The organism is Paraburkholderia sp. GAS41, assembly GCF_050436545.1.
GTDB lineage: Bacteria > Pseudomonadota > Gammaproteobacteria > Burkholderiales > Burkholderiaceae > Paraburkholderia.
On the sequence record NZ_JBNDMK010000015.1, the window covers coordinates 121,548 to 148,540 of the forward strand.

The window sequence follows — 26,993 nt, forward strand, 5'->3', positions numbered from 1 at the left end:
TCCGAGATTCACGTCACGAGCGATACGGGCATGGAGGAGACCGGTGCGAGATGCGCGACCAGAATGCGTCAGGCGCTGCTGCAATGCGTGCTGGTGCGATTGCATGTCTGCCACGAGTGCCGCTACCGCGAAGCGTGACCGCGCGGGCAGCGTGTAACGTGGCATGTGCCGACTGTACGCGGGTTGTCGCATGGTGATTCCCATGGCCCCGCATTCCCCCAATCATGGCCTTGAATATACCAGTGCGCGTGCTGTCGGCCGGCCGCTGCGGCGTCCCGCGACTAGCCTTCGGCGTGAATCGACTGCTGCCCTGGTACAGTCCCGCGCGCGGGCGTTGGGCTTCGCCAACGGCGTCGGCGGATGGCCGTGAATGCCGTGATGTTGGCGGATCAAGGCGGACCCGTCACAACAAGATAAGAGGACAGATGGCGGAACACGTCAATTCCGTATCAGGGGGGAAATCATGCGCTGGTTCGGGAAAGACTTCGGGAAAGACCTCGGGAAAGACCTCGGGAAAGACCTCGGGAAAGAGAACGCCCACGATTCGAAGGCGCCCCAGCGTTCGATCGAGCTGGACTTCATTCGCGGCATTGCGATCATCGCCGTGATGGGCTTTCACTTCCACACCGTGCACACGGGCAGTGCGATTGTCGCGGCAATCGAGTATCCGCTGAAAAGCTTTGGCCTTGAAGGCGTCAACCTGTTCTTTACGTTGAGCGGCTTTCTGGTGGGCGGACTTCTGCTCAAGCAATATGCCAAGGCGGGGCACATCGACGCGCGGCGCTTCATCATCCGGCGGATCTTCAAGATCTGGCCGGCCTATTACGTGCTGATCCTGTTCCACGTGTTGAGCGGGCGCCATCCCACCGGCACGTTCCTCGTGCAGAATCTCACGCATATGCAGAATTATCTGGGCTCCTCAATTTCGCAGACGTGGAGCCTCGCGGTCGAAGAGCACTTCTATCTATTCCTGCCGGCGTTGCTGCTGATTGTCGCGGCCCTCAAGCTGCGCGCGAATGCGATTCTCGCCACCCTGCTGACGATCTGCGTGATCGTGCTGGCGGCGCGCTGCGTGGTGGTGGCGAACGGCGATCTGCATGCAGCGTTCTATTACACCCAGTACCGCATCGACAGCCTGCTGTTCGGCGTGATTCTGGCGACCGTTTACTGGATGAAGCCCGAACTGTACCGGCGCTTTGCCGCTCACAAGAAAACCCTGGTCGGTCTCGTGGCGGCGCTCATTGCGTGGCTCGTGCTCGCCACCGGCAACATCGCGCTCGACGAGAGCATCGGCTACACGATCCAGGCGCTGGGCTTCTGCGCGCTGATCGTGCTGACCATTGAGTATTCCCACAAGCTGCGTGAGGGTTGGTGGTTCCGCGCGGTGGCATGGATCGGTGTGTACTCGTACGGCATCTACCTGTGGCATTCGCTGGCGCTCGCCCCCGGCGACATGCTGATCCGCAAGCTCGCGGCGCTGCACGTGCCGGCGCTTGCCGCATGGGCGCCGGTGCTGATCGCGCAGTTCGTGATTGCGATCGTGATCGGCTACGTGACGACGCGCGCCATCGAGTTTCCATTCTTGCGTATCCGCGATGCGATTTTCCCGGCGCGCCGCAAAGGGCCGCAGGGCGAGGGGATACCGGAGGAAGTGGAAGTGCCGGCCGTCGGCGGACGCGTGTGGTGAGCGTGAATGTTCACGCAGGCGCCGTCACTGGCGTGGGCTGAGATGGGCGCGGACGCACCCGCGCATCACGGACCCGGCACGGCGGCTTGAGCGGGAAGCGTGGCGGCGTCGCGAGTATGACGGGCTGACGACGCCTGAATCGCCGACTGCAAAGTTTGCTTGAAGTGAGCCAGCGTATTGCGCTCCAGCAAATGCCCGTGCGCGGAGTCCGGCCGCACCCACGGCGAATCCAGTACGGCGTCCAGAGCATGATTGATCGAATCGGGCTCGAGATCGTCGATGACCGGCCCAAGCTCACCGCTGCGAGAAAGCCAGCCGATCAGTCCATCCGCCGTCGCAATCAGCGGCTTGCCGTTGCGATACGCCTGAACCAGCACACCGCTCATGCCGTAATGTCCCTTATAGCCGAGCCAGACGACGTCGCACGCTGAAAAGAGATCCTGTTCGGTGTCGGCGTCGATAAAGCGGTCGAGCACCACGGGCGCGGGTGTCAGCTGCTTCAGCGCCTTGTGCAAGGGCGCGCGCACGGGCGTGTCCTGCGCGCCTGCGATGACCAGTGTCGGCGCTTCGTCGCGCGCAGCGAGCGCGTCGATGAGTTCGAAAATGCCCTTGCGATCGCTGATTGCGCCGTACACCAGCACGAACTGGCTGTGCGCGGCGAGCCCGAGCCGCTCGCGGGCGAGCCATGGATCCCGCGGCGCTGCATCAGGGGAAGGATCGGCCAGATACTGCACAGGCGCAGCGCCGGGCTCCGGATGCCGTTCGCACCAATCGGCCAGCGTCGGGTCGATGCTCAGCAAGGCCTTCAGGCCGCTCGTGCGAACCGCGCGGCGAAACAGGTGCCGTTTGACGGCATTGACGAGCGGGCGGCGCGGTGCGCGTACTTCGACCTCGTGATGATGAAAGGTCGCGCGCATCGTAATGCCGAACCAGGGTGTCGTGCCGAACGGTGTGCCGAGCAGCGGCAGCGCGTAAAAAAAGTAGTCGACATAGGGCACGAGCACCAGCGCGACACCGTGCTCGCGGCCCACGGTGCGATAAATGTGCTGGAAATAGCGGAAGAAATGCACGTAGCTCAATGAACCGAGGCCGAGGCTCGCGCGGCGGCTGGCCTCGGCGGGCGGGTCGACGAAGCCGATCTGCAGGTCGGCCTGGGTGTTTGCGCCCCGGCCGGCAGCGAGGCGTTGCGCGAGCGGATGGGGCGCGTTGGCTGAAGCCGTCACGATCACGCATGCGTAACCCGCTTCCACGCAGGCTTGCGCGGCCCACTCGGCGTAGCGCCAACGGTGTCCGGAGAAATCGGGCTCGATAATGAGGATCGTATCTTTTGTCATGTCCCCAAGGTAACGAAAAACAGTGTCGCAGGCCCGCGCGGGGCCGATATCGGCTATGAGATGGCGGTCCCCGCATAAACAGCCGCGTTACCGTGTCAAGGATGGATTGCGAATGCTTGATAGGGGAGGGCATCGGTGAGATCGATCAGGGTACCGCTTGTCTCGATGAGGCCTGCATTTGACGGCAGCGCGGCCACCTGGGTATTGATCCAGCAGGTTGCCGTGCGCGGCCTGGCGGCGGTGAAATTCCTCGCCATCGGCCGGATGCTCGGCCCCGCCGCGATCGGCAGCGTCGGCGTTGCCTTGCTCGCGGTGGCGATTGCCGAAGCGCTGAGCGACACCGGTCTGGCGCAAGCCGTGGTGCAGGCAAAGGCCACGCCGACCCGCCCGGAACTCGGCGCGGTCTGGACCACGCTGACCGCACGCGGCTTGCTGATCGGCCTGCTGCTGATCGCGCTCGCGCCGGTGATGAACGCGCAGTTCCATCTGGGTGGTTCGCTCGTGCTGCTGCAGATGGCTGCGGCCTTGCCGCTGATCCGCGGGATTGCTTCACCTGCCTACTACATCGTTCAACGCGAGCGGCACTTTGCGCAACTGGCCGGCGTCGAAACGTTCTCGGCCTTCGCCGACTGCGCGATCTGCCTCGTGTGCGCATGGAGCGGCACGGGCGTCTTTGCCGTGCTGATCGGCATGATCGTGGGTGAAACGCTGAAGACCGTGCTGACCTGGACGACCATGGGACCACGCCCGCCGGTGCGCCTCGCGTGGCACGGTATCGGCCATTACGTGAACTTCAGCCGCTGGATCTGGGCAGGCAGCGTGGTCAATCTGCTGCTCAACCAGTTCGACAAGGTGCTTGTTGCAAAACTGCTTGGCCCGGTGGCGCTGGGTGCGTATCAGATGTCGTCGAAGCTTGCGCAGATGTTGCTCGTGGATGCGTCGGTGGCGCTGGGCCAGTATCTGTTTCCGACCTTCTCTGCGCATCATCGGCGTGAAGACGGTTCGGCATCCAGACTATTTTTCCGCTACCTCACGGTGATCGTGCTGGGCGAGGTGGCGGTGGTCCTGCTGCTGCGCTGGACTGCCGCGCCGCTCTTCATGCTGGTGCTCGGTTCCGCATGGATGTCCGCGGTGCCGCTCTTCAAGATCTTCGTCATCAACATGGCGTTCGGTGCGACGAACACAATGCTGGTCGCTTATCTGCGCGCCATCGGCGCTCCCAAGGTGGCCACGCATGCGGCGGTGCTGCAGGCCATCGCACTGGTGGTCATCGTGCCGCCCTCGACTCATCTGTGGGGAGTGACAGGCGTAGCGTGGGCGATGACGGCCGGTCTCGCCGGCAGCGCGGCCTGGATGCTCTACCGAATCGTCAAGATGCCAGCATGAACGCACGTTATCCAACATCGGCACGGCCGGGCACAACGCATCGCGCAACCAGCGGACGCGAGCGGCTTGCGAGCCGCAGCGCGAGTCCCCGTTGCGCAAAGGTAGCAACTCTTTATGGGTCGGACGGCATGAGTATGAGGGTGACGCGAACCGCGCTTCCGGAAGTCAAGATTGTCGAATCGGATCTGTTCTGCGACGAGCTGGGCAGCGCCTTCGAGACGTTCAACGCGGATGAATTTGCGAACCGTGTAGGAGCGGGCGCCGAGTTCGTGCAGGACGATCATTCACGCTCGCGGCGCGGCGTATTGCGCGGACTTCACTATCAGATCCAGCATCCGCAGGGCAAGTTGGTACGCGTCGTGGTGGGCGATGTGTTCGACGTGGCGGTGGATATCCGCCTCAGTTCGCACAACTTCGGCAAATGGATCGGGGTTCATCTGAGTGCGAGCAACCGCCGGCAGATGTGGGTGCCGCCAGGATTCGCGCATGGCTTCGTGGTGATGTCGGACACGGCCGAGTGCCTGTGCAAGGCGACCGACTACTGGTATCCCGAACACGAACGCAGCCTGCTGTGGAGCGATCCGGATATTGGCGTGGACTGGCCAATCGAGTTCGCGCCAATTCTTGCCGCCAAGGACGAAGCCGGCAAGCGCCTGTACGAGGCGGAGTATTACGCCTGAGGGCGCTCCGGCAGCCGTGCGAGTCGACGCGCCCCATGCAGTTTTTACGAGATTTTTTCTTGCGGGCGATCACCGGCCAAATCTACACTTCGACCAACCTGATGAACTTGGATGGTCAAGGTGAACACACGCGCAGCCACGCAGCAGCCCCAACGGATCGACTATGTGAGGCGCGGTCCTGGCCGCATCGAACTGCGGCGCTTCGATCCGGCGCGCGATTCTTTCGATACTCTTACGGATATGCTGCATCGGGCGTTTGCGCGGCTGGGTGGGATGGGGCTGAACTGCACCTGCGTCGATCAGAGTGCCGCCGTCACACGCTCGCGGGCCACACGCGGCGACTGCTACGTGGCGGTGTGCGATGGCCGCATCGTCGGCACGATGACCTTGTATGCACCGGATAACGATTCGTCCTGCGAACTGTATCGGCGCGACGAGATTGCCAGCATGCGCCAGTTTGGTGTCGAACCGGCCTGGCAGGCGCGCGGCATCGGCACCTTGTTGCTGGCCTTCGCGGATCATTGGGCCGCCACGCGCGGCTATGCGGAACTCGCCCTCGACACCCCGCAGCCCGCCAATCATCTGATTGCGTTCTATCGCGGTCACGGCTTTCGCATTGTCGACTTCACGCGCTTTGACGGCAAATGCTACGACAGTGCGATTCTCAGCAAACCCGCCGTCGCGGCGCGGACGCTCGCCACATGGTCGCGGCGGCTCGCGTTGCCGTGTCGGCAGATTGCCCGCGCAGCGTGAGACTGCGACGATCCATACGAGACCCCTCAAACAAACGAGTAGAAGGACTAAGGAAACAGATGGTTAGGCAAAGACCAGGGATGATGTTCCGCGGCATGCTGAAGGTCGTGCTGATTGCGATTGCGGCGAGCCAGATCCTGACCGCTGCATTTACGGTGCTCGCCCGGCAGATCGATGCGGGCCTGTCGCCGCAGATCATCTCCGTGTTCGGTTTTGTGACGTGTGGTCTGATTTCGATGTGGCTGCAGGCCGATGCGCGCCGCGCGTTTGGCTTTGCGAAGGAGAAGGGCTTCGTGGCAGCCGCGCGCGACGGACAACCGGGACTACGGATCGCCGCCGAATGTCCGCGGCGCTGGCTGGTGATGCTGCATATCGAACTGAATCCGGCAGCGGCGACGGTTTGAGGCGGCTTGCCGCGCGTTACCGGGGCCGCAACTATTGCAAGGGACAGCGGCAATTATTGCAATAGGCTGCGGCGCCGTGGCGGGTTTCGTTTGCGCGGCATCGTTACGCAGGCCGGCGGTCAGCGTCGCACTACGCCCATCAGCAAGGTCACAAGGAAGATCACAATAAAGATAAAGAACAGGACCTTGGCGATTTCGGCCGCGCCCGCGGCGATGCCGCCGAAGCCGAAGACCGCGGCAATGATGGCGATGATGAAGAAAATTGCGGCGTAGCGAAGCATGGGCGTCTCCTCGATGGATTGCTGGAATCGGTAAAACGGCGGGCTTTCCTCAGCCGCATGCGCCTGTATGTGGATACAGGTCCCGTGCGGGGTGTGCCGTCGCTTCCTGGAAGAGCAACTCGTGTGCCTGAGGGGAGGGCGGGTGTGTCGCCGGGCGCCTGCTATACGGTTGTCTATCCGCGGCGCAGCACCGCGAATCCCGCTAATAAACCTGCATCGAACGCAACGCAAACGGCGCGTCCTGCCACGCCGTCACGCGGTCGCGCCCAGCTTCCTTGGCGCAATAGAGAGCGGTGTCGGCCTGTGCGAGCAGTTCGCCTGCCGGCACCGGCGCGTGCGGTTGCGACGTGGCGACGCCGATCGACACGCTCACGCGCCCCGCCTCAGTGAAGGGCGCCGCGACGGCGAGTCGCGCGACCGCCGCATGCAGGATTTCGGCGAGGCGCGTGGCCATCTCGTGCCCACAGTCCGGCAACACGACAACGAATTCTTCGCCGCCAAAACGCGCGACAAAATCGGCGCTGCGCCGCAGACTTGCCTGCAATGCGCCCGCTACGGCACCGAGGCATTCGTCGCCGCGCAGATGGCCGCGCGTGTCGTTAAAGCGCTTGAAGTGGTCGATGTCCACCATCAGGATCGACAGCGTGCGTTGCGCCGCATTGGCTTCGGCGAGCGCGGCGGGGTAGCGCTCCTCGAAGAAACGCCGGTTGAAGATACCGGTCAGGCCGTCGCGTGAAGCGTACTCGCTCAGTCGCGCGTTGGCCGCGTGCAATTCGCGGTACAGATGACTGATCTCCCAGATCAGGACCCCGAGCACCGTGCTCGATGCCAGCACCGATTCGAGTCGCGCCACATACCAGCCAATGCTGAAACGCGAGTTCGCGACCAGCGTCACGACCACGTCGCCGAGTCCGGCGAACAGCGCCACGCCGAGCCAAAGGTCGAGCAGTGTCCGCAGTCGGGTGGTCACGACGAGATAGAGCAATGTGCAGGCGCTGACGACGGCAATGCGCAGGCCCGATGGGCTAACCGCAAGCCGCTGGTAGGTCTGGGCGTCGATCAGCTTCGGCAGCAGGGCTTCAGCATGCACGGCCAGAGAACAAAGGAGCAGTGACAGGCAAACTGGGCCGCCCACCAGGGCGAGACCGACCACGCGCGTCCTGGCGTGCGCAACCGGAACAGGAAAGCGGCGGCGGACCAACAGCGCGGCGAGGATCAGCAACGGTGAGCCGCCATGCCAGAAAGCCCAGATCCACACGGCGCCTTGCGCGCCGGTCCCGAGCAGGCCGGTCGTGGTAAACACCCCGGGAAATACCAGCAACTGGATCGCGACCGTCACCGAGGTATAGGCATAAGCGCCCGCCAGCGCGGCGAGGAACGGTCCACGCGTAATCATGAACTGCGTCCACAACAGATAGGCGGTGAGGCCCTCGGTCATAAACACGGCCATGGCAAACAGCGGCAGGAACGCCGCGACATGCGGCTCGGCAAAACCGGCGAACGGCAGGGTCGCGAGCACCACACACAGGATGAAGCCCGCCACAGCGCATGCCGCCACGCGATGTTGGCGGGTGACCGCCAGAGTCATGATGCTGCTCTTCATGCGACGCTTGATTGATGGGGTGAGGTAGGCGGCAAAAGCCGGATAAAGGAAATCGAAATTCAGGGTCGCGCCGGTTCATCGCGCATTCTATCGACGGGTTTGCGGTTTGGGCGCGCCCCGTATGCATCAAGCATTTTTTCGCGCGACCGGTGAGTTACGTGGGTGGCTCCGATCTCACTAAATGGCCATTTTAAATCGCAGTGCATAGACATCTGGCGATCGGAGAATATCACTGGATATTACGGCGATGGGTCATAAAAAAGACACCGAAAGGAGCGGCGGGTGAACCGCAATTCCCGGCTGGATATTTCGCCTTTAATGAATAATTTGCACTTTGCGAAGTCCTGGGATAACGTTTGCCACGGACGATTCACAATATAACCAGAACGACCGTGCGCTGACGCACGCCTGATATCCAAAGGCTAAAGATCGTCAAATGTGAAGTTTCGGGGTGTAGCCGGTTTCACGTCGGTAAAACGTTTGCGCGGCCTTATTGTGTCGGCTTTGTCTCATAATTGATGGCTAACTCCTTGATCTGACTCGTATCTGATTCGTGTTGGGAGGCAAAGTGTTGTAAAAATGCCGCTCGTTTTGCAGGCAGGGCGCGCTAGAATGCGCGCCGAATCACCGTCTCGGCCTGCGTCTCGCGCACTTCGATCCATCCTGTCTGCGACAGCGTGAATCGGGCCATTTGCTTTTTGCGTATCTGGAATGCTGCCGGTCGGCATCGGCAGAGTGTTTGAGTCGAATCGGTAAATTTGGCCCATCTGGACGGGTCGTGTACCGCCGGTTGCCAATAAAACATCGAGTGCGATCATAAGAAATCAGATGCTAAAGAGGATTGCGCCGATATTCGGCGTTCGAACGGAAGCCTGGGGGTTGGCGCCGTTCAATAAGCAGGAAAAAGAGCGGGGGATTATTCAGCGGTTGGCAGGGGGGATTACCCGGGAATTTCTACCGGTTGAAAACCCACGCCGCTCGATATCGCCACGGACCGGCTCGCTTGCGAACAGCACAGCGCGTTGGCGCACGGCCGTGCCCGTCGCGCTGATGGTGCTGGCGGCCAGCGTCGCGCCGTGGCAATTCGCGCGTGCTGCCGATGCACCCGCTGCTGCTGGCCACGCGTCGCAGCCGAACGTGGCGTTGTTTTACGGCGCGAATCCGCCGGTCGACCTGCTGCAGGCGTTCGACGCCGTGGTGCTCGATCCCGCGCGTGGCTTCGATCCGGCGGCATATCCGCTGCCGCATACGGTGTGGCTTGCCCGTACGCATGCCGCCGATTCCAGCATGACGCCGGCCGCTTTCGCGCAATCGCTCGCGCCGCTATGGCAGCGCGGCTACCGTGGTTTCCTGCTCGACACGCCTGCGGCGATTGCGGCTGCCGAGGCCATTCGCGCCTTGCATCCCGACGCCCGCCTCGTGGTCGCCGGCGCGGACGCGTTGCAGACGGCAGAGCCGCATGCGAAAGCGTTGTACGCCGTGCTGGGCGAAGCGCTGGTGCATGGTTTGAATAATGGCGGCACACAACCGCTCGATGTACCCGAGGCCACGCGCACGAGCCGCCTCGCTGCGGACAGCGCGTTCACGCAGCAGACCGGCGTGCCGGTCGTCTCGCTCGAATATTGCCCGTCCAATGACCGCGTCTGTGCCCGCGCGACCGCGGCGCAGGTGGTGGCGACCGGCGTGGTGCCGTACGTGACGAGCGCGGCCGCCGATGTCGTCGGTGTGGGCGCGATCGAAGTACTGCCGCGCAAGATTCTGGTGGTCCAGGACCCGGCTGCGGGTCTGCCGCTCGACGAAACGCCTGGCGTGCGCGATCTCGCGACGCCGCTCAACTATCTTGGCTACGACGTCGAGTACGCCGATGCCAACGGTCCGTTGCCCAACGACATCACGCCGGACCGGTATGCCGGTGTGGTCGCCTGGTTTCAGGGTGACGATCTGAACGACAGCAGCGCATGGCGCAGCTGGATCGAGGCGCGCATGGCGGCGCATGTCCCGGTTGCATTCATGGGGCAGTTCGGTTTCGACGCCGAGCAGGACGACGGCCGCGCGCTCGATCTGCTCGCCGTGGCGGGGCCCTTCAACGATCCGGTGCAAGTCGTATCGCGCGATCCGATGATCGGCTTCGAAATCGATCCCAAACCGGGACCGCGCGATCTGAGCGGCATCCAGGTAGGCGCAGCGAGCCGTTCGCTGCTGCGCGTGCGCTCGGGTAACGCGACGCTCGACGAAGTCGCGATCACGCCGTGGGGCGGCTTCGCGATGAACCCGTACACGATTGTGTCGCTCAACGGAATCGGCCAGGAACGCTGGGCGATCCAGCCGATGTCGTTTCTCACGGCGGCGCTGCGCCTGCAGCAGATGCCGGCGCCTAACGTGACGACCGAAAACGGCCGGCGCCTTTTCATGACGCACGTGGATGGCGACGGTTTTGCCTCGCGCGTCGAATTCCCCGGGCCGGATTATTCGGGCGAAGCGCTGTATCAGCAGATTTTCACGCGCTACAAGATTCCGATGACCTTGTCGGTGATTGAAGGCGAAGTGGGGCCGAAGGGCCTGTATCCGCAGATTTCGCCGCGGCTCGAAGAGATCGCACGCAAGATGTTCGCGCTGCCCTACGTCGAGATTGGTACGCACACCTATTCGCATCCGTTCGAGTGGGAAGATGTCGATGCAAAGACCGGTGAGCGGATCGATCGTGGCGGTGGCGACACGGCGTTCTCGCTCAACATCCCGAACTACAAGTTCAATATCGATCGCGAGGTTACCGGCTCGATCGACTACATCAACTCGCGCCTTGCGCCCCCGGGCAAGAAAACGGTGATCCTGCAGTGGCCTGGCAACTGCGAGCCACCGGCGATCGTCGTGCGCAAAGTCTACGCGGCGGGCGTCGACAACATCAATGGCGGGGACACGGTCATTACGAAGAGCGCGAATAGCTGGACCAATATCGCGCCAGTCGGTGTCGACAAAGGACCGGGTGCCTATCAGGTGTATGCGCCAAATCAGGACGAAAACGTGTACACGAACGATTGGCTCGGCCCGTTCTACGGCTTTACCCGCGTGCTCGAAACCTTCGATCTGACCGACAAGCCGCTGCGCTTCAAGCCGATCGACATTTACTACCACATGTATAGCGGCACCAAGGTCGCGTCGCTGCGCGCGCTCGACCAGATTTTTTCGACGGTGCTCAAAGAGCCGGTGCTGCCGATCAAGGTCACCGATTACACCCACAAGGTGCTCGACTGGCGTTCCTTCGCGGTTGCCCGTGCGGTCGTGCCGGCGGGCGCTGCGGCCAGTGCCGGTACCCACTGGATCGTGCGCGGCGACGGTGAAGTGCGCGAACTGCGCGCGCCTTCGGGCAGCGTGCCGGATCTGCGTGCGTCGGCTGGTGTCACCGGCTACGCGGTGGGTGCCGATGGTACCTACATCCACTTCGCCGACGGCGCCGCGGCAGTGACGCTCGCGCCGTCCAGCGCAGCACAGTCGGCGAATGCACCGCTGCCGTACATCGCGGTTGCCAATGGTTACGTCCGTCAGTTCAAGCGGACCGCGCACGGTATGGCATTTGAATTTGGCGGCTACTACCAGCCGTTCGTCGAACTCGCCAACGCTGGCACGTGCAGCGTTCAGGTCGCAGGCCGTCCGGCCGCGGTGCAACGCGATGGCGCGCTGCTGCGCTTCGAAGCGCCCGCCAGTGCGTCCCTGCAGATGAACTATCAACCGGTCGAGGTCAACTGTGCGCGCTGAGCGTCCGCGTATTGCTCCGACCTGGCTCGTCCTGCTGCTGGCAGTGGTGGTGATACTGACCATGCTCGCGTCGTCGCCGCGCGGCGGCTTGCAGCAACGGCTGGCATCGGTCGGCGAGCCGAGCGATCTGAGTGCCGCCTACCTGGAAGCCTGGTCGAAGGTCCAGCCGAAGAACGAGGAATTCCTCTCGCTGCTGGGCGCGCAGTATGCGTCGCTCGGCCGGATCGACGACGCCGTCGGCGTAGCCGAGCGCATGGAAGCGCTCGGTTCCAGTCACATGAAAATGGCCGCGATGATGCTGCGGCTGTCGATTGCCGAACAGCGTACGTTCGCGATTCCCGAGGACGATCCGCGTCGTGGGCTCGCGCTCGCGAGTCTGCGCGAGCAGTTGATCGTGGCCGCGCGGCTGCCGTGGGCGCCGAAGGATCTGGAATGGCTGGCGCAACGCAGCGCCGCGGTAGGCTTGCCGGATCTCGCGCTGCAACTCTACACGCGGCTTTCGGCGGGAGACCCGGAAGGGCGCGAACGCTGGGACACGCAGATCACGAAATACGGTTTGCAGTCGGGTGACTATCACGCTGCGGCCGACGCCTGGTTCCGCCAGCAGGCTGCTGCGACGACGCGCGACGAACAACGGCGCTGTTTCATTGCCGGGGTCCGTACGTTGCAGTCGGGCAATCTGTTGAACGAGGCGCTCACGGCAGCCGATCAACATCTCGGTACGCTGGACAGCGATCCGGCAACCCTCATCGTGTTGCTCAATCTCGCTCGGGCCGCCAATCGGCCCGCGCGCGTCGATCAATACGCGAAGATGCTCGCGCGCTACTCGCAGGCAGAGCCGCAGCCGCAAGACCAGCCGCAGCCATCGGCGCGGGCGGCGTATGCCTATATGGATGGTCCGCTGCCGTCGCGCCACGGCTTCGGAACGGTGAGCATGCGCGAAGCGTCCGAGTGGTGGGGCGCACCGCATGTGCGGTCGTCGCACGACGCAGCCGCTGTGCACGTGATCCGGGTTGCCGCGAGCACCGCAACGAACCCGGCACTGGCGGCATCGGCATCGGCTCCCGCGCCGGCACCGGCCGCGCCTGCTTCAGCAGCCAGCCCGGCGTCCGCAGACAGCGCGCCTGGCGCCGGCAAGGACCCGAAGGTCGCCGACCTCGTGTTCCAGTCGTTCGTCGAATCGGGCGATCTCGCGAATGCCCTGAAGATCGCCCAGCAGCAGGTGCAGCGCGATCCGCGTTCGGTGCTGTGGACGAAGCGTCTTGCGCAGACCGCCGAGTGGGACCGCAACCCGATGCTCGCGCTGAATGCCTGGCTCGACTACGCAAAATTGTCGAACGACCCGGTGGGTTGGCAAAACGTGCTGCGTATCGCGCCGATGCTCGACGACGACGACGCGTATCTGGCGGCTCTGGTGCATCAGGCGCAGGCGTCGCCTGACGATCTGAAGCTGGTCGACAACGTGATCGCGACGTACGAACGGCTCGGCCGCCCGGACGACGGTCTGGCGTTTCTGCGCAGCCTGCCGCGCGGCCGCAATGCCGACGCGATCGATCAGCGTATTGGCGCACTCGCCGAGCGCGCGGGTCACGACGATCAGGCGCTGGCGGCCTACCGTGCCGTGCAGGTGCGCGAGCCCGGCAACGCGGGCGCCGCGCTGCGCACGGCGAGCGTGCTGTATCGCGCGGGCGACTATCGCGCCTCGTTCGCGGCGCTGCAAACCGCCCGCAATACCGCGAAAGACAGCGATACCGAGTACTGGCGCAACTACGCCGAACTCGCGCGACTGTTGCAGCGTGACGCCGACGCGAGCGATGCTTACCGCCATCTGCTCGCGGGCGGCGACGCCACGCCGGAAGATCTCGGCGACATCACGTATTTCTTCGACCCGTATCCGATCGACGCAGGACGGGTGGCGGAATTGCAGTATCGCCGCGACCATACGCCGCGGGCGCTGCAAAACGCGATCTATTACTACACCGACGCACAGGCGCTCGACCGCGTGGCCGCGCTGCTGGCGACCCTCACGGCGCAGGAACGCAAGGACGCGCTGGCGTCGCCCGGCGTACTCGGGGTGCGGGCCGAATACTACCGGTTGACCGACCAGCCCGCGAAGGCGCTCGACGATCTGAAGCATGCGGTCGACCTGCCGGGCGCCACGGCGGACTTGCGTGCGGCCTATCTGTGGACGCTGATCGACTACGGCACCGACGCGGAACTGGATGCGACCTTGAAGCGCTGGCGTGGCACGGAAGACAGAAGTGCCGTGCTCTGGGAGCCGTACGCCGCCGCCGAGATGCGCATGAGCCGCCCGGTGCGCTCGCTCGACTATCTGCGGCGCCAGTCGGCTTCGTTGTCGCGCGATCCGCTGTGGCTGATGACTTACGCCGATGCCGAGGAAGCCGCCGGCCGGCCCGACCTCGCATGGTCGATCCGCCACAAGGTGTGGCAGCAGTTGCAGCAGGACGAAGCGGCGCTCGCCAAACTGCACGGCGCCGCACGTGCCGCGCAGCGCGGCCGGTCCGGGCAGGATGCGGAAACCCTCGCGGATATTCGCGGCCGGCGCGTGACGCTCTCGTCGGATTTCGAAACCGGCGACGACTCGGCCGCCATGCTGAACGATCTGCTGGCGGGCACCCAGGCGTCCGATAGCGTGAAGTTCGCGCGTCGAACATTGCTTGGCACGGCTAAGGGTCTGCCCGGCGCGGCACCCGAAGCCGGTATCGATACGCAGCAGAACAATCGTCTGCGTGAAGCCGTCGCCAAGGACGTGGCGATTGCATGGGCGTTGTCGCACGAAGGCAATCCGCTCGCGAAGCGCTGGCTCGCCCAGCAATACGCAGCGCGCCTCGCGCAGCCGGCCGATGCGCGCCTCACGATCGCGCTGGCCGAAAACGACACGGCCGCGATGGAACAACTGCTTGCGCAGGAGCGCTCGCGGCTGCCGCTGGACGATCGCATCGATGCCGCGGTTGCCACCGACCGGCAGGGCCGCGCGCAGCAGCTCGGATTCGAAGGACTCGACGGTGCCCCGGATAACACCGACATCCATACGCACCTCACCGAGACCGCGCTGGAGTGGCCGCAGTCGCTGGATGCAAGCGTCGTGAACAACGTCGAGCATCCGCTCGACTATGTGGCGCAGACGCTGGCCGGCAGCAAGAAAATTGCCGACCACTATCTGATCGGCGTGACGGAAGTGCAGAACTTCCAGCGTTCGACGGATTCGGGCCAGCTCATCAACGTGCCGTCCGTCGACCGTTCGCTCAGCTTCTTCCTGCAGCGTCAGACGGTAGATTCCGCGGCCAGCATCACGGCGGGCCGGCGCGACGCGCTCGCGAGTTTCTACACGCTGCAGCTGGCGGCGGAAACGGGCCGCAATTCGGATCTGCAGTTCGGTGTGCACGCTGGCCGCAACCAGGTCGCGGACGAGGATCAGTTCCTGCAGGTTGGCGGCATGAAGGACAACGTGGTCGGCGACTTCACGTGGCGTGCGACCCAGCGGATCACGCTGACGGGCAGCATCGAAGGCGATCGCTTCTACAGCCAGGCGCGCGATTACATTGGCAGCGGTTTGCTGGAGAACGGTGAAATCACTTACCGGATCCGCACGGATTACCCCGACTACACCGTGCGTCTGGTGGGCGAGCACGGCGGCTACGGTGCGAGCGGCGGCGCCGACGGCCTGATTTCGCGGCTCGAACCGGTGGCCTTGCAACCCGCGCTCGCCGGCGATTTCATACCGCAAAGCTACTGGCAGTACGGTATGTATTTTGGCTTCGGCAACGATCTGCTCGACCGGTACACGCATGCATGGCGGCCGTTCTTCGATATCGGCATCCTGCACAATTCGGTGCAAGGCTGGGGACCTGATATCAGCCTGGGCATCGCGGGTTCGGTATTCGGCGGCGATCACCTGGCGCTGTATTTCGAGCACCAGAGCGTGTCGCGACTCGGCACGCCGGTGACGGTGGTCGGCGCCCGCTACAACTGGTTTTATTGATCCGGGTTGGGGGCGCGCGGCAGGGTTGGCCGTCACGCGTATATGACGTAGATAACGTAGCCAGAAGCTACGCATTCGGCACAGAACGACGATATAACTGAGGAGTGGTTCGATGAGCAAGATGAAAGGATGGTCCCGTATGGCCGGCTGGTCCGCCGCACTGGCTGCATGCGCGCTGTTGCTCGGCGCCTGCAGTTCGATTCGTCAGACCGGCATGCCGGCTTTGACGTCGAAAGATTCGGTGGCGGTGGTGTCGCTGGCTAACTTCACCGAAACGCCGGCCGCCGGCGGCAGCGCTTCGGCAATCGCCGCCAACGTGCTGCGCGCGAACGGTTTCGCCGACGTGCGTCTCGCGCCCGCCGACGGCACGAACACCGCGATGTTCGACACCGCGCAACGCGACGCCGGCGAGAAGCAACTCGGATGGGCGCGCGACCAGCACATCAAGTACGTGCTGACGGGTGCAGTTGAAGAGTGGCGCTACAAGGTCGGTGTCGACGGTGAGCCGGTGGCGGGCCTCACGTTCGAACTGATCGATGTCGCATCGGGCCAGGTCGTTTGGAGTGCTACCGGCACGCGCAGTGGCTGGAGTCGCTCGAGTCTGTCGAGTGTCGCCACCACGCTGATCGGTGGCCTGCTTGCACCGCTGTACGCCCACTCGTGAGCGATGGCGCGCCGTCATCCGCAATCCGCCCCGTCATGAGGAACAGGCCGTGAATATCGCTACCGCGCAAACCGGCGCCAGCGCGTCGAAACCGCGCCAATCGAATCCGTTCGGCAATCTCAGCCCCGTGCGGCGCCTGGTTGCGCCCGCTGCCACGCGGCCTTTCGCGATTGTCGAAACGGTCGTCTTCATGCTCGTGGTGCTCGGTCTGTGCTGGGCGCTCGACCGTACGGATCCGCTGCTGCTGAAGTCGGGTTTTCCGTGGCTGTGGCTGGCGCCGCTCGTGATCGGGCTGCGCTATGGCACCTTGCTCGGTCTGCTCGCGAGCGCGATGACGGTCGGCGCGTGGTATCTGCCGGGCGTCAGCCACGGGCAGGCCTGGCCGCTGATGTTCTTCACCGGCGGTCTGTTGCAGACTGTCGTCGCGGGTCACTTTGGGGATACGTGGGGCAATCGCGCCGCGCGTGCTTCAACCATCAACGACTACCTGAACGACCGCCTCGTGGCGATCACCAACAGCCACTATCTGATGCGCCTGTCGCACGAGCGGCTGGAGAAGGATCTGCTGTCCCGTCCGACCACGCTGCGCGATTCGATTACCGAATTGCGGCGCCTGTCGGTGCTGGGCGAGAGCGAAAGCGCAGGCGAGGGCGCTGAGGGGACGAACGAGCCGAACGCGACGAAGGTGACGCCCCTGCGCGATTTGCCGGGCGCGCATGGTCTGCTCGAATTCGTCGCACAGGTCTGCCAGATTGAAGTGGCAGGACTGTTCCCGGTCCGCAACGGCCGGGTCGGTACCGAGGCGGCCGCGCGCGTGGGCGATGACTTCGCACTCGCGCCGGACGACGAACTGGTCACCCACGCCATCAGCACCATGAGCGTGGCGCACCTGAAAAGCGACGACATCCCCACTGCCCAGTCGCAATACCTGGTATGCGCGCCGCTGGTGAGCGCCGACGGCCAGTTGCTGGCGATGCTGGTGATCAAGCGCATGCCGTTCCTGTCGCTGAACTTCGATAACCTGCAACTGCTGCTAGTGCTGCTCGGCTACTACGCGGACGGCGTGGAGCACTCGGGACTCGTGCAGGGCATCCTCGCTACGGTGCCAGGTTGCCCGTACGACTTCGCGCTCGACCTCGGACGCCTCACACGTCTGCAGCGCGACGCCGGCATCGCGTCTTCGATGGTGGCGCTGGCGTTCCCGCGCGACGAAGCGGGCGACTCGCTATTCGAACATGTGATCCGCCGCCGCCGTGCGCTGGATCTGATGTGGCCGGTGCAAACGGCGTCGCAGTCGGTGCTGGTGAATCTGATGCCGGCCACCGACACGACCGGCATCGACGGTTATCTCGCCCGTATCGAAAGCAGCCTCTCGGCCCAGTTCAATCTTGACCTGGAGAGTGCGCGCGTCGGCGTGCACACGCTGCACCTGGGCACGATGGAGCCGGGTCCGGCGTTGCAGCGTCTTCTGAAGCGAAGCGGCCTCGATGTCTAAGCTCATGTCCGCCCTCGCCAACGTGCTGCTGTTCGCCGGCTACGTGCTGGTGGAATACTTCGCGTACCTGAGCTTTCTGCATGCGCCGGCCGGCATCGATCCGCTGCTGACGGGCTTCGTGGTCCAGGCGCTGGTGGCGCTCGTGCAGGCGTTGCTGCTGCGTCAGATGCTGCCGCGCCGATATCGCGAGCCGCGTTTCTGGACCCTGCTGCTGCTGTGGGTGCTGTGCACCTTCGTGCCGCTGGGCGCCGGTCTCGTCCTGCTGGCGAGCTGTATCTGGGCAGCCTGGTTTCCGGGCACGAAGGACAGCGATCAACTGGCCGACGTGCCGCGTCCGGAGTTCGTCACGTACCTCGTCTCGCGTGTTTCGCACGGCGGGGGAGCGCGGCTGCAGGCGCGCCTGATCAACACGCAGGTGTCGTCTACTGACCGGCTGACTGCGCTCGTCGCGATCCAGAGCATGCCCACCCGCACCACGGGCACCTTGCTGCGCGATCTGCTGGCCGATCCGATCGAGGACGTGCGCTTGATCGCCTACGGCACGCTCGACCAGGCCGAGAACGAGATCATGCAAAAGATCTTCACGACCGGTAAAGCGCTGGACCAGGCGAAGGACGACAGCGAGCGTCATGCGATCAACCGGCGCCTCGCCGAACTGTATTTCGAACTGGTCTATCAGAACCTCGTGCAGGGCGCGGTGTATCGCCATACGCTCGAGCAGGCCGACCGCTACGCGCGCGACGCGCTCGCAACCGACGACAAGGACGCGGCGCTGTGGCTGATTCGCGGCCGCCTGGCGCTTGCCGAACGGCGCCCCGATGAAGCGGGGCAGTATATGGAACGTGCCCTTGAACTGGGTTTTCCGCGCGAACGGCTGATTCCGTGGCTCGCCGAAGTGGCGTTCCTGCGCGGCGAGTACGCCCAGACCAGCCAATGGCTCGCGGCGCTCGGCAATGCCGCCGCGCTGCCGACGCTCAAACCTGTTGTGACTTACTGGTCATCATGAAAGAGTCCCTGATGCGGCGCGCCGCCGATGCCGATGTCTGCCTGTTGCTGGAAGGCACCTTCCCGTTCGTGCGCGGCGGGGTGTCGAGCTGGGTCAATGAAATGCTGCGCGCGTTCCCGCAGACGCGCTTTGCGATTGTGTTTATCGGCAGCCGCGAGCAGGACTACAACGGTGCCGCCTACGCGTTGCCCGACAACGTCGTGCACCTGGAGACGCATTATCTGTACGAGGCGTCCGCGGCAGATGCCCAGCGGCCGCGTGAGATCGAAGGCGATGCGGCGGCGTTCGCGAAGTCGGCCGAACTGCACGACGCCTTGCGCGAAGTGCGCGGTGCGGACGTCGGCGCGTTGATGGCCGAGATGGTGCCGACGCTCGGCGAACATGGCGCGCTCAACGAAGCGCAGTTTCTGGCGAGCCGCCAGTCGTGGCAGTTTATTGTCGACCAGTACGAGAAATACTGTACCGACCCGTCGTTTACCGACTACTTCTGGACTGTGCGGATCATGCACAAGCCGCTGTGGCAGTTGGCGAACGTCGCTGAAAAACTGATCCCGGCACGCGTCTATCACACGGTTTCGACGGGCTATGCGGGCTTTCTGGGCGCGTTGCTGCACCATCGCACCGGGCGTCCGCTGCTGATCTCCGAGCACGGCATCTACACGAAAGAACGCAAGATCGACCTGTTGCAAAGCCAGTGGATTCGAGACAACCGCGGTGCGTTCGAGCGCGACATTTCACGCATCAGCTATTTTCGCGAGCTATGGGTGCGCTTTTTCGAAGCGATCGGCAAGCTGGCGTATGACGCCGCCGACGAGATCGTCGCGTTGTACGAGGCGAATCGTCAGCGCCAGATCGCCGACGGCGCGGCCGCCGAGCGCACGCGTAGCATCCCGAACGGTGTCGACGTGGACGGCCTCGCGCCGCTCGTCGCGCAACGGGCCGAGGGACGGCACCGGGTGGTGGCGCTGATCGGCCGCGTGGTGCCGATCAAGGACATCAAGACGTTTATCCGCGCCATGTTCGTGGCTTCGCGCGCGATGCCCGACATCGAAGGCTGGATCATCGGACCGGAAGAAGAAGATCCGGCTTACGCGCTCGAATGCCGCGCACTGGTGGAAAGCCTGGGGCTCTCGGATAACGTGAAATTCCTCGGTTTTCAGCGCATCGACGCGGTGCTGCCGAAGATCGACGTAATCGCACTGACCTCGATCAGCGAGGCGCTGCCGCTGGTGGTGCTGGAAGGGTTCGCGGCCGGCATCCCATCCATTACGACGGATGTGGGCTCGTGCCGCCAGCTGATCGAAGGCTTCACCGCCGAAGACCGTGCCCTGGGCACCGCGGGCGCGGTCGTGCCGATCGCCAATCCGGCGGCATTCGCGCAGGCCGTGGTGGCGCTGCTGAACGACGACGTTCGCTGGCAGGGCGCGCAGCAGGCCGGACTTGCGCGTGTGCGCCGTTACTACACGAAGGCACAGATGACCGATAGCTACCGGACCCTGTACGAGCAGCTCGCAGCCGCGCCCGACGTCGCGCAGCGCAAGCGCGGTAGCGTGGGCGGCGGTTGTCCGGTGAATCATGGCGCGTCAGCCGGGGCGCAGGCCGCTCAAACCGGGGAGACACGTTAATGGCCGGGATTGGTTTCGAACTGCGCAAGATCCTGAAGCAGGAGACACTGTTCGGCGTCGCGCGCGCTTATGCTTACGCCGGCCTCATCAGCTCGGGGCCGCTGATCCTGTCGATCTTCGGCATCCTGATCATCGGGGTGATGAGCCTCGCGTTCGTGATACCGAAATACGCGATCGTGCAGTTTCAGGTGTCGGTCACGTATCTGATCGCGCTGAGCCTGATCCTCACGGGGCCGCTGCAACTGTCGTTCACGCGCTTTATCTCCGATCGGCTGTTCGAAAAGCGCGACGATCTGGTGCTGTCGAACTACAACGGCGTCGTACTGGTCAGCACGATCGCGTCAGGACTGGTCGGTGTGCTTGCGATGCTGCTGGGGTTCAAGAGCGAACCCTTGGCCTATCGCGTGCTGATGGTGGCGGGGTTCGTGGTGGTCAGCAACATCTGGATCGCCGTGATCTTTCTGTCCAGCGTCAAGCAGTACCGGCAGATCCTGTTTGTGTTTCTGATCGGCTACGGCTGCACCGTGGGGTTCGCCCTGATGCTCAACCGGCATGGTCTGCCGGGCCTGCTCGGCGGCTTCGTGGCGGGGCATCTGGTGTTGCTGGGTGGACTGTCCGGGCTGATTTACCGCAATTACCGCAGCGGCCGGCTGATCTCGTTCGAAGTGTTCGACAGGCGCTTCGCCTATCCGACGCTCGCGCTGGTCGGGCTGTTCTTCAATCTCGGCGTGTGGCTCGACAAGTTGATGTTCTGGTACGCGCCCGGAACCGGCGCGCCGGTGATCGGGCCGCTGCACGCCTCGGTGATCTACGATATCCCCGTGTTTATCGCCTATGTCTGCGTGATGCCGGGCATGGCGACCTTTCTGGTGCGTATCGAGGCGGATTTCGTCGAGTACTACGACGCGTTCTACGGTGCCGTGCGTAGCGGCGCGACGCTGCGCCACATCAACGATATGCGCGACATGATGGTCGGCAGCGTGCGCGCGGGCCTGTATGAAATCATCAAGATTCAGGTGGTCGTACTGCTGCTGATTTTTGCCTTCGGCCAGAACGTGCTGGAGGCGCTGCATATCTCGCCGCTGTACATGCCGCTTTTGACCGTCGACGTGATTGCGGCCAGCCTGCAGGTGGTATTGCTGGGACTCCTGAACGTGTTCTTCTATCTGGACGCGCGGCGCACGGTGTTGAAGCTGTGCGTGGCTTTTGTGGCGCTCAACGGTGTGCTAACGTGGATCACGCTGCAGATGAGCCCCAACGCCTATGGTTACGGCTTTGCGCTGGCGCTGCTGATTCTGGTGGTGAGCGCCGTGCTGACGCTGGACCGCAAATTCGCCAAGCTCGAGTACGAAACCTACATGTTGCATAACTGACCGGTCAGGTGGGATGCGGATGTTGATGGTGCGCACGCTGTACCGCTTTTTCGCGTGGGTGGCTTGCTTCGGCACGGCCGCGGGACTGGGGCAGGCGGCGCAGGCGCAAGCGGTGGCGCCGGCCGGTGCGGACTGCAGCGCTGCGAATGCGGCCAACGGTGCGGGCATGCCAACGGTTGCGTTTTTCTATGGCGCCGAGGTGCCAGTCGAAACACTCTCGCGGTTCAACGCGGTGGTGGTGGAACCCGATAGCGGTTTCGACCCGGCAGCACAATCGGCAGCACAGCCGGAAGGATGTACGGCCTGGTTCGCGTATGTGAGCGTCGGCGAAGTGACACCGCAGCGGCAGTACTACGCGGCCATGCCGAAGACCTGGCTGGCCGGCCACAACGCGGCATGGTCATCCAGCGTGGTGGATCAGGACGCGCCCGGCTGGCCCGCGTTTTACGTGAAGCAGGTGATTGCACCGCTATGGCGCAAAGGCTATCGCGGCTTCTTTCTCGACACGCTGGATTCGTATCAACTGATCGCCAAAACCGATGCGGACCGCCAGCGTCAGCAGGCTGGACTGGTGGCGCTGATCCGCGCAATCAAGGCTCGCTATCCACGGGCCAAACTCATGTTCAACCGGGGCTTCGAGATTTTGCCGCAGGTGCACGATCTGGTGTACGCGGTTGCGCTCGAATCGCTCTACAGCGGCTGGGATCAGACGAATCAGCGCTATACGCAGGTGCCAACAGCCGATCGTGACTGGCTGCTTGGGCAGGCCAGAACGATCCGGGAGCAGTATGGTTTGCCGGTGATCTCGATCGACTACTGCGCGCCCGGCGATGAGTCGTGCGCGCGCGATACGGTGCAGAAAATCTGCAAGGATGGGCTAGTGCCGTACGTGGCGGACGGTGCGTTGCAGACCGTCGGGGTAGGGCGCGCCGGGATCTGCGACGATACGCCGGCAGCCACCCAGCCTTGACGCGCGGGGAGCCGGCGCGTGCTTCGAAAATTCATGCACATCGCCGGTCGCGGTGTTTAACGCAAGTGTTTAACGCAACTGCGTGACCGCGAGGAGCAGCACCATGCTGCCGATGGCGCCGTCCAATACGCGCCAGGCCATGGCGCGGCGAAATAGCGGGGCCAGTGCCCGCGCACCGTAGCCAAGACCGACGAACCACACGGCGCTGACCGCCATTGCCCCAAGTGCGAACGCCACCCGGCCGCTCAGCGCTTCACGCGCGCCCGCGGTACCGATCAGCAAAAAGGTGTCCAGGTACACGTGCGGATTGAGCCACGTAAAGGCCAGCGTCATCAGGATCACCGGCATGGCGCGTTGCGCGGCGGGGGCGGGGGGACTGCCCGAGGCCGCCTCGCCCGGTGCGTTTACATCCAGCACCGCATGACTCGGCCGTACTGCGCGGCGCAGCGCATTGAAGCCAAACCACCCGAGATACGCCAGCCCGACATACAGCATGGTGTGGATGAACACCGGATAGCGCTCGACCAGCACGGACGCGCCGCCGACGCCTGCGCCAATGAGGATCATGTCCGACAACGTGCACAGCAGCACGATTTTGCCGACGTGCGAGCGCATGATGCCTTGCCGCAGAACGAAGGCGTTCTGCGCGCCAATGGTCACGATCAGCGACGCGCACAGCGCCGCCCCGTGGGAGAAAGCAAGCCAATCCATAAGAGATCCAGTAGACGGGTGAGACGAATTAGCGCTAGTCTGCGGTTTCGCCGCTCATAAGAGAAGCTAATTCAGTTAATGCCGATTAAGGAACGCTAATGCTCGACTATGCCTTGCTGGATGCGCTGGCTGCCGTGGTGCGTCACGGCTCGTTCGACCGCGCGGCGAGCGCGTTGAATGTGACGCCGTCGGCGGTGTCGCAGCGCGTGAAGCTGCTGGAGGAGCGGGTGGGCAGCGTGCTCGTCAAACGCGGGCAGCCCTGCGTGGCAACCACCTCCGGCGCGCTGCTGTGCCGGCATACGGAGCGGGTGCAACTGCTTGAATCGGAGCTGAGCGGGCGCTTGCCCGCGTTGCCGGGGGCGTTGCTGGAGTCGTGGCCGACCCTGCGCGTCGCGGTCAACGACGACAGCGTGGGCACGTGGTTTATCGATGCAGTGGCGGGCTTTTGCGTGCAGCGCGAGATGCTGCTCGATCTCGTGATCGACGATCAGGATCACACCGCCCAGCGGATTCGCGACGGCAGTGTGCAGGGCGCGGTCACCACCCAGGCCGAGCCGGTGCAGGGCTGCCGCTCGGTTCGGCTTGGACGGATGCGCTATCTGGCCGTGTGCGCGCCGGATTTCTACGCGCGTTACTTCGCCGATGGCGTCACGCGCGAGTCGTTGCGGCGCACACCTTGCGTCGATTTCAATCCGAAGGACCAGTTGCAAAAGCGTTTCATGCGCCGGATTACCCGCGCGGAAATGGACCCGCCGCTGCACTGGATACCGCACGTCGCCGGCTTTTTACGGGCCTGCGTCACGGGGATGGGTTGGGGGCTGTGCCCGGAGCGGATGATCGCGCGGCATCTGGAGAGCGGCGAACTGGTGGATATGGCGCCGGGCAAGCCGGTGGATGTGGATCTTTACTGGCAGAGTTGGCGCTTGTCGATTGGCTGGCTCGATGACTTCGGCGCCGAGTTGCGCAAGCGCGCGGCGGAACTGCTGGATTGAAGAGCGGCGTGGCGAACCTACAGCAGAAGCTCGATCGAATGAAACAGCCTGCGTTGTTCCGGGTCTTTCGAACGCGCGCCCTCGTCGATCACCTCCCGCAGGCAATCGAGAAAACACGCCGCGGCGGGACTCGTCGGCGCGCCACGCCGTGACGTGATGCTGACGATGGTCTCATCCACGGTCTCGCGCAGCGGCAACGCCCAGAGATTCTCCTTCGCACTGCTGACTTCGACCAGCGGCCACGGAAAGATGCTCAGCATGTCCGTATGTGCGAGCAAACCCAACACGATGGCCAGCGAGTGCGCGAGGTGAATCGTATGCGGTACCTTCATGCCGCGATGCCGGAACAGGTTGTCCGCCATCGACTCGCGGCTCGCCGGATCCCAGTTGAGCACCCACTCGGCGTCCTCGAGTTCGAGCAAGGTCCGGCACCCGGCCTTCGGATGATCGCGCCGTGCGACCACCGCCGAGTGCGTCGAAAACAGCGGTACGTTATGAAATTCCGATTGTGGCGAAGCGGGCGGCGGCCGTCCGATCGAAAAGTCCAGACTGCCGTCGCGCAAACGCGGCTGCACGACAGCCAGCAGGCCTTCGAAGAACTCCAGTTGCACTTCGGGCATGCGCTGGCGGAAACGCTGCACGGTCTGCGGTAAAAACGTCAGCGCGATCCACGGCGTGACGCCGATCGACAATTTTCCGGCCGCTGCGCCACGCAACGCTTCGATTTCCGCCTCGGCCCGTTGCAGCTGCCCGAGCACCAACCGCACATGGACCACGAGTGCGCGGCCGAACTCGGTAAACGCGACACCGCTTGCGCCACGGATCACGAGCGGCGCCTGCAGATCCGCTTCGAGTTCGCGCACAGCCTTGGTCACGGCCGCGGGCGAGAGGCCCATCGTACGCGCTGCGGCCCGGATACTGCCGGTATCCGCAATCGCCGCCAAGGTATTGAGCTGATGCAGTTTCATGGGGTGTGAGCGAGGGGTGGGCGGCAACCTGTGGTTGCCGCCGTGACGATTCTACGCCTGCCCGTCAAAAATGCCCCTGGCTATGCTGGGCCCACGCATTCAATGATTCATTGACGGAGACAGCTACGTGAACACCATGGCCATCCCGGCGGGCATCGCCGATCTTGAAGACGAAATGATCGCTTTGCGCCGCCGCATCCACGCCCATCCGGAACTGGCGTACGAAGAGTTCGCCACTGCCGATCTGGTGGCCGAACGTCTGCAGGAGTGGGGTTATACGGTAAAACGAGGGCTCGGGCAAACCGGCGTGGTGGGTCAACTGAAAGTAGGCAAAGGCACCAGGCGCCTCGGCCTGCGCGCCGACATGGACGCCTTGCCGATCCACGAGCAGACCGGCTTGCCGCATGCCAGTACGATCCCCGGCAAGATGCACGCATGCGGTCACGACGGCCATACCGCGATGCTACTTGCCGCGGCCAAACATCTCGCCAGCGCGAAGTCGTTCGACGGCACGTTGAACCTGATTTTCCAGCCGGCTGAAGAAGGTCAGGCCGGCGCAAAGAAGATGCTCGAAGACGGCCTGTTTGATGCGTTTCCTTGCGACGCCGTGTTCGCCATGCACAACATGCCCGGATACCCGACCGGCAAATTCGGCTTTCTGCCCGGCTCGTTCATGGCGTCGTCGGATACGGTGATCGTCAACGTGACCGGGCGCGGCGGCCACGGCGCGATGCCGCACAAGGCGGTCGATCCGGTGGTTGTGTGTGCGCAGATCGTGCTCGCGTTGCAGACCATCGTCTCGCGCAACATCGCACCGCTCGACATGGCGATCGTCACCGTCGGCGCGATTCACGCCGGTGAAGCGTCGAACGTGATTCCTGAAACTGCGGAAATGCGCCTGTCGGTGCGCGCGCTCAAGCCTGAGGTTCGCGATTATCTGCAAACACGTATCACCGAAGTCGTGCAGGCGCAGGCGGCGGTGTACGGAGCACGCGCGGAGGTCGACTATCAGCGCCGTTATCCGGTGCTCGTCAACGACGCCGCCATGACTGATTTCGCGCAACAGGTCGCGCGCGACTGGCTCGGCGACGCGGGCTTGCTTCCCCATTTGCAGCCGCTCACCGGCAGCGAGGACTTTGCCTTTCTGCTCGAACGTTGCGCGGGCAGCTATCTGATCATCGGCAATGGCGACGGCGAAGGCGGGTGCATGGTGCACAACCCCGGCTACGACTTCAACGACGATTGTCTCGCCACCGGTGCAGCGTACTGGGTACGGCTGACCGAGTCGTTTCTCGCCTGAGGGCG

The 26,993-nt window shown here is 63.9% G+C and carries 20 protein-coding genes; 15 read left to right on the plus strand and 5 right to left on the minus strand.

Features of this window, described 5'->3' with window-relative positions; genetic code table 11:
• Positions 1-463 precede the first annotated feature (463 nt).
• Positions 464-1,687 (plus strand): acyltransferase family protein, encoded by a 1,224-nt coding sequence (locus P3T43_RS20895; protein ID WP_429282946.1) that lies wholly within the window; start codon positions 464-466, stop codon positions 1,685-1,687.
• A gap of 65 nt (positions 1,688-1,752) precedes the next feature.
• Here P3T43_RS20895 and P3T43_RS20900 read toward each other — a convergent pair whose 3' ends face one another.
• The gene (locus P3T43_RS20900) at positions 1,753-3,021 is read right to left on the minus strand and encodes a glycosyltransferase (protein ID WP_429282947.1); all 1,269 of its coding nucleotides are present in this window, start codon (positions 3,019-3,021) and stop codon (positions 1,753-1,755) included.
• 135 nt (positions 3,022-3,156) lie between these two features.
• Between P3T43_RS20900 and P3T43_RS20905 the strand changes: the two genes are divergently transcribed.
• The 4 genes from P3T43_RS20905 (at position 3,157) to P3T43_RS20920 (ending at position 6,244) form a co-directional block, all read left to right on the plus strand.
• The gene (locus tag P3T43_RS20905) at positions 3,157-4,407 is read left to right on the plus strand and encodes an oligosaccharide flippase family protein (protein WP_429282948.1); all 1,251 of its coding nucleotides are present in this window, start codon (positions 3,157-3,159) and stop codon (positions 4,405-4,407) included.
• A 128-nt stretch (positions 4,408-4,535) separates the two neighbouring features.
• Positions 4,536-5,087, plus strand: a complete 552-nt coding sequence (gene rfbC / locus P3T43_RS20910; protein WP_429282949.1) for a dTDP-4-dehydrorhamnose 3,5-epimerase — start codon at positions 4,536-4,538, stop codon at positions 5,085-5,087.
• A gap of 111 nt (positions 5,088-5,198) precedes the next feature.
• Positions 5,199-5,840, plus strand: a complete 642-nt coding sequence (locus P3T43_RS20915; RefSeq protein WP_429282950.1) for a GNAT family N-acetyltransferase — start codon at positions 5,199-5,201, stop codon at positions 5,838-5,840.
• Between the two features lie 59 nt (positions 5,841-5,899).
• Positions 5,900-6,244 (plus strand): hypothetical protein, encoded by a 345-nt coding sequence (locus tag P3T43_RS20920; RefSeq protein WP_429282951.1) that lies wholly within the window; start codon positions 5,900-5,902, stop codon positions 6,242-6,244.
• Between the two features lie 119 nt (positions 6,245-6,363).
• On the opposite strand, the gene P3T43_RS20925 is transcribed toward P3T43_RS20920, so the two are convergent.
• Together P3T43_RS20925 and P3T43_RS20930 are read right to left on the minus strand one after the other, a co-directional pair.
• Positions 6,364-6,525 carry a DUF1328 family protein gene (locus tag P3T43_RS20925; protein WP_074265082.1) on the minus strand — a complete coding sequence of 54 codons (162 nt, stop codon included), beginning with the start codon at positions 6,523-6,525 and terminating at the stop codon, positions 6,364-6,366.
• Positions 6,526-6,727: 202 nt separating this feature from the next.
• The gene (locus P3T43_RS20930; protein ID WP_429282952.1) at positions 6,728-8,128 is read right to left on the minus strand and encodes a sensor domain-containing diguanylate cyclase; all 1,401 of its coding nucleotides are present in this window, start codon (positions 8,126-8,128) and stop codon (positions 6,728-6,730) included.
• Between the two features lie 1,050 nt (positions 8,129-9,178).
• Between P3T43_RS20930 and P3T43_RS20935 the strand changes: the two genes are divergently transcribed.
• The 8 genes from P3T43_RS20935 (at position 9,179) to P3T43_RS20970 (ending at position 23,017) form a co-directional block, all read left to right on the plus strand.
• Positions 9,179-11,881 (plus strand): polysaccharide deacetylase family protein, encoded by a 2,703-nt coding sequence (locus P3T43_RS20935; RefSeq protein ID WP_429282998.1) that lies wholly within the window; start codon positions 9,179-9,181, stop codon positions 11,879-11,881.
• Entirely contained in the window at positions 11,871-15,884 is a 4,014-nt protein-coding gene (locus P3T43_RS20940; RefSeq protein WP_429282953.1) for a tetratricopeptide repeat protein, read from the plus strand. Before P3T43_RS20935 ends, P3T43_RS20940 begins: the two co-directional genes overlap by 11 nt.
• A 112-nt stretch (positions 15,885-15,996) precedes the next feature.
• Complete coding sequence (locus P3T43_RS20945; RefSeq protein ID WP_429282954.1) at positions 15,997-16,548, plus strand: penicillin-binding protein activator LpoB; 552 nt, start codon at positions 15,997-15,999, stop codon at positions 16,546-16,548.
• A 49-nt stretch (positions 16,549-16,597) separates the two neighbouring features.
• The gene (locus P3T43_RS20950; protein ID WP_429282955.1) at positions 16,598-18,043 is read left to right on the plus strand and encodes a PelD GGDEF domain-containing protein; all 1,446 of its coding nucleotides are present in this window, start codon (positions 16,598-16,600) and stop codon (positions 18,041-18,043) included.
• The gene (locus P3T43_RS20955) at positions 18,036-19,049 is read left to right on the plus strand and encodes a tetratricopeptide repeat protein (RefSeq protein WP_429282956.1); all 1,014 of its coding nucleotides are present in this window, start codon (positions 18,036-18,038) and stop codon (positions 19,047-19,049) included. Before P3T43_RS20950 ends, P3T43_RS20955 begins: the two co-directional genes overlap by 8 nt.
• Entirely contained in the window at positions 19,046-20,674 is a 1,629-nt protein-coding gene (gene pelF / locus P3T43_RS20960) for a GT4 family glycosyltransferase PelF (protein WP_429282957.1), read from the plus strand. Before P3T43_RS20955 ends, pelF begins: the two co-directional genes overlap by 4 nt.
• Positions 20,674-22,047 (plus strand): exopolysaccharide Pel transporter PelG, encoded by a 1,374-nt coding sequence (pelG, locus tag P3T43_RS20965; RefSeq protein ID WP_429282958.1) that lies wholly within the window; start codon positions 20,674-20,676, stop codon positions 22,045-22,047. Before pelF ends, pelG begins: the two co-directional genes overlap by 1 nt.
• Before the next feature lie 19 nt (positions 22,048-22,066).
• Complete coding sequence (locus P3T43_RS20970) at positions 22,067-23,017, plus strand: endo alpha-1,4 polygalactosaminidase (RefSeq protein WP_429282959.1); 951 nt, start codon at positions 22,067-22,069, stop codon at positions 23,015-23,017.
• Between the two features lie 69 nt (positions 23,018-23,086).
• Here the strand turns inward: P3T43_RS20970 and P3T43_RS20975 are convergent, their stop codons facing one another.
• Positions 23,087-23,728 carry a LysE/ArgO family amino acid transporter gene (locus P3T43_RS20975; protein ID WP_429282960.1) on the minus strand — a complete coding sequence of 214 codons (642 nt, stop codon included), beginning with the start codon at positions 23,726-23,728 and terminating at the stop codon, positions 23,087-23,089.
• A 98-nt stretch (positions 23,729-23,826) separates the two neighbouring features.
• Between P3T43_RS20975 and P3T43_RS20980 the strand changes: the two genes are divergently transcribed.
• Entirely contained in the window at positions 23,827-24,720 is an 894-nt protein-coding gene (locus tag P3T43_RS20980) for a LysR family transcriptional regulator ArgP (protein WP_429282961.1), read from the plus strand.
• Between the two features lie 17 nt (positions 24,721-24,737).
• Here P3T43_RS20980 and P3T43_RS20985 read toward each other — a convergent pair whose 3' ends face one another.
• Entirely contained in the window at positions 24,738-25,688 is a 951-nt protein-coding gene (locus tag P3T43_RS20985) for a LysR substrate-binding domain-containing protein (protein ID WP_429282962.1), read from the minus strand.
• Between the two features lie 127 nt (positions 25,689-25,815).
• On the opposite strand from P3T43_RS20985, the gene P3T43_RS20990 reads away from it, so the two are divergent.
• A complete protein-coding gene (locus tag P3T43_RS20990; protein WP_429282963.1) occupies positions 25,816-26,988 on the plus strand; it encodes a M20 aminoacylase family protein in 1,173 nt (390 codons plus the stop codon).
• The last annotated feature ends 5 nt before the right edge of the window (positions 26,989-26,993 follow it).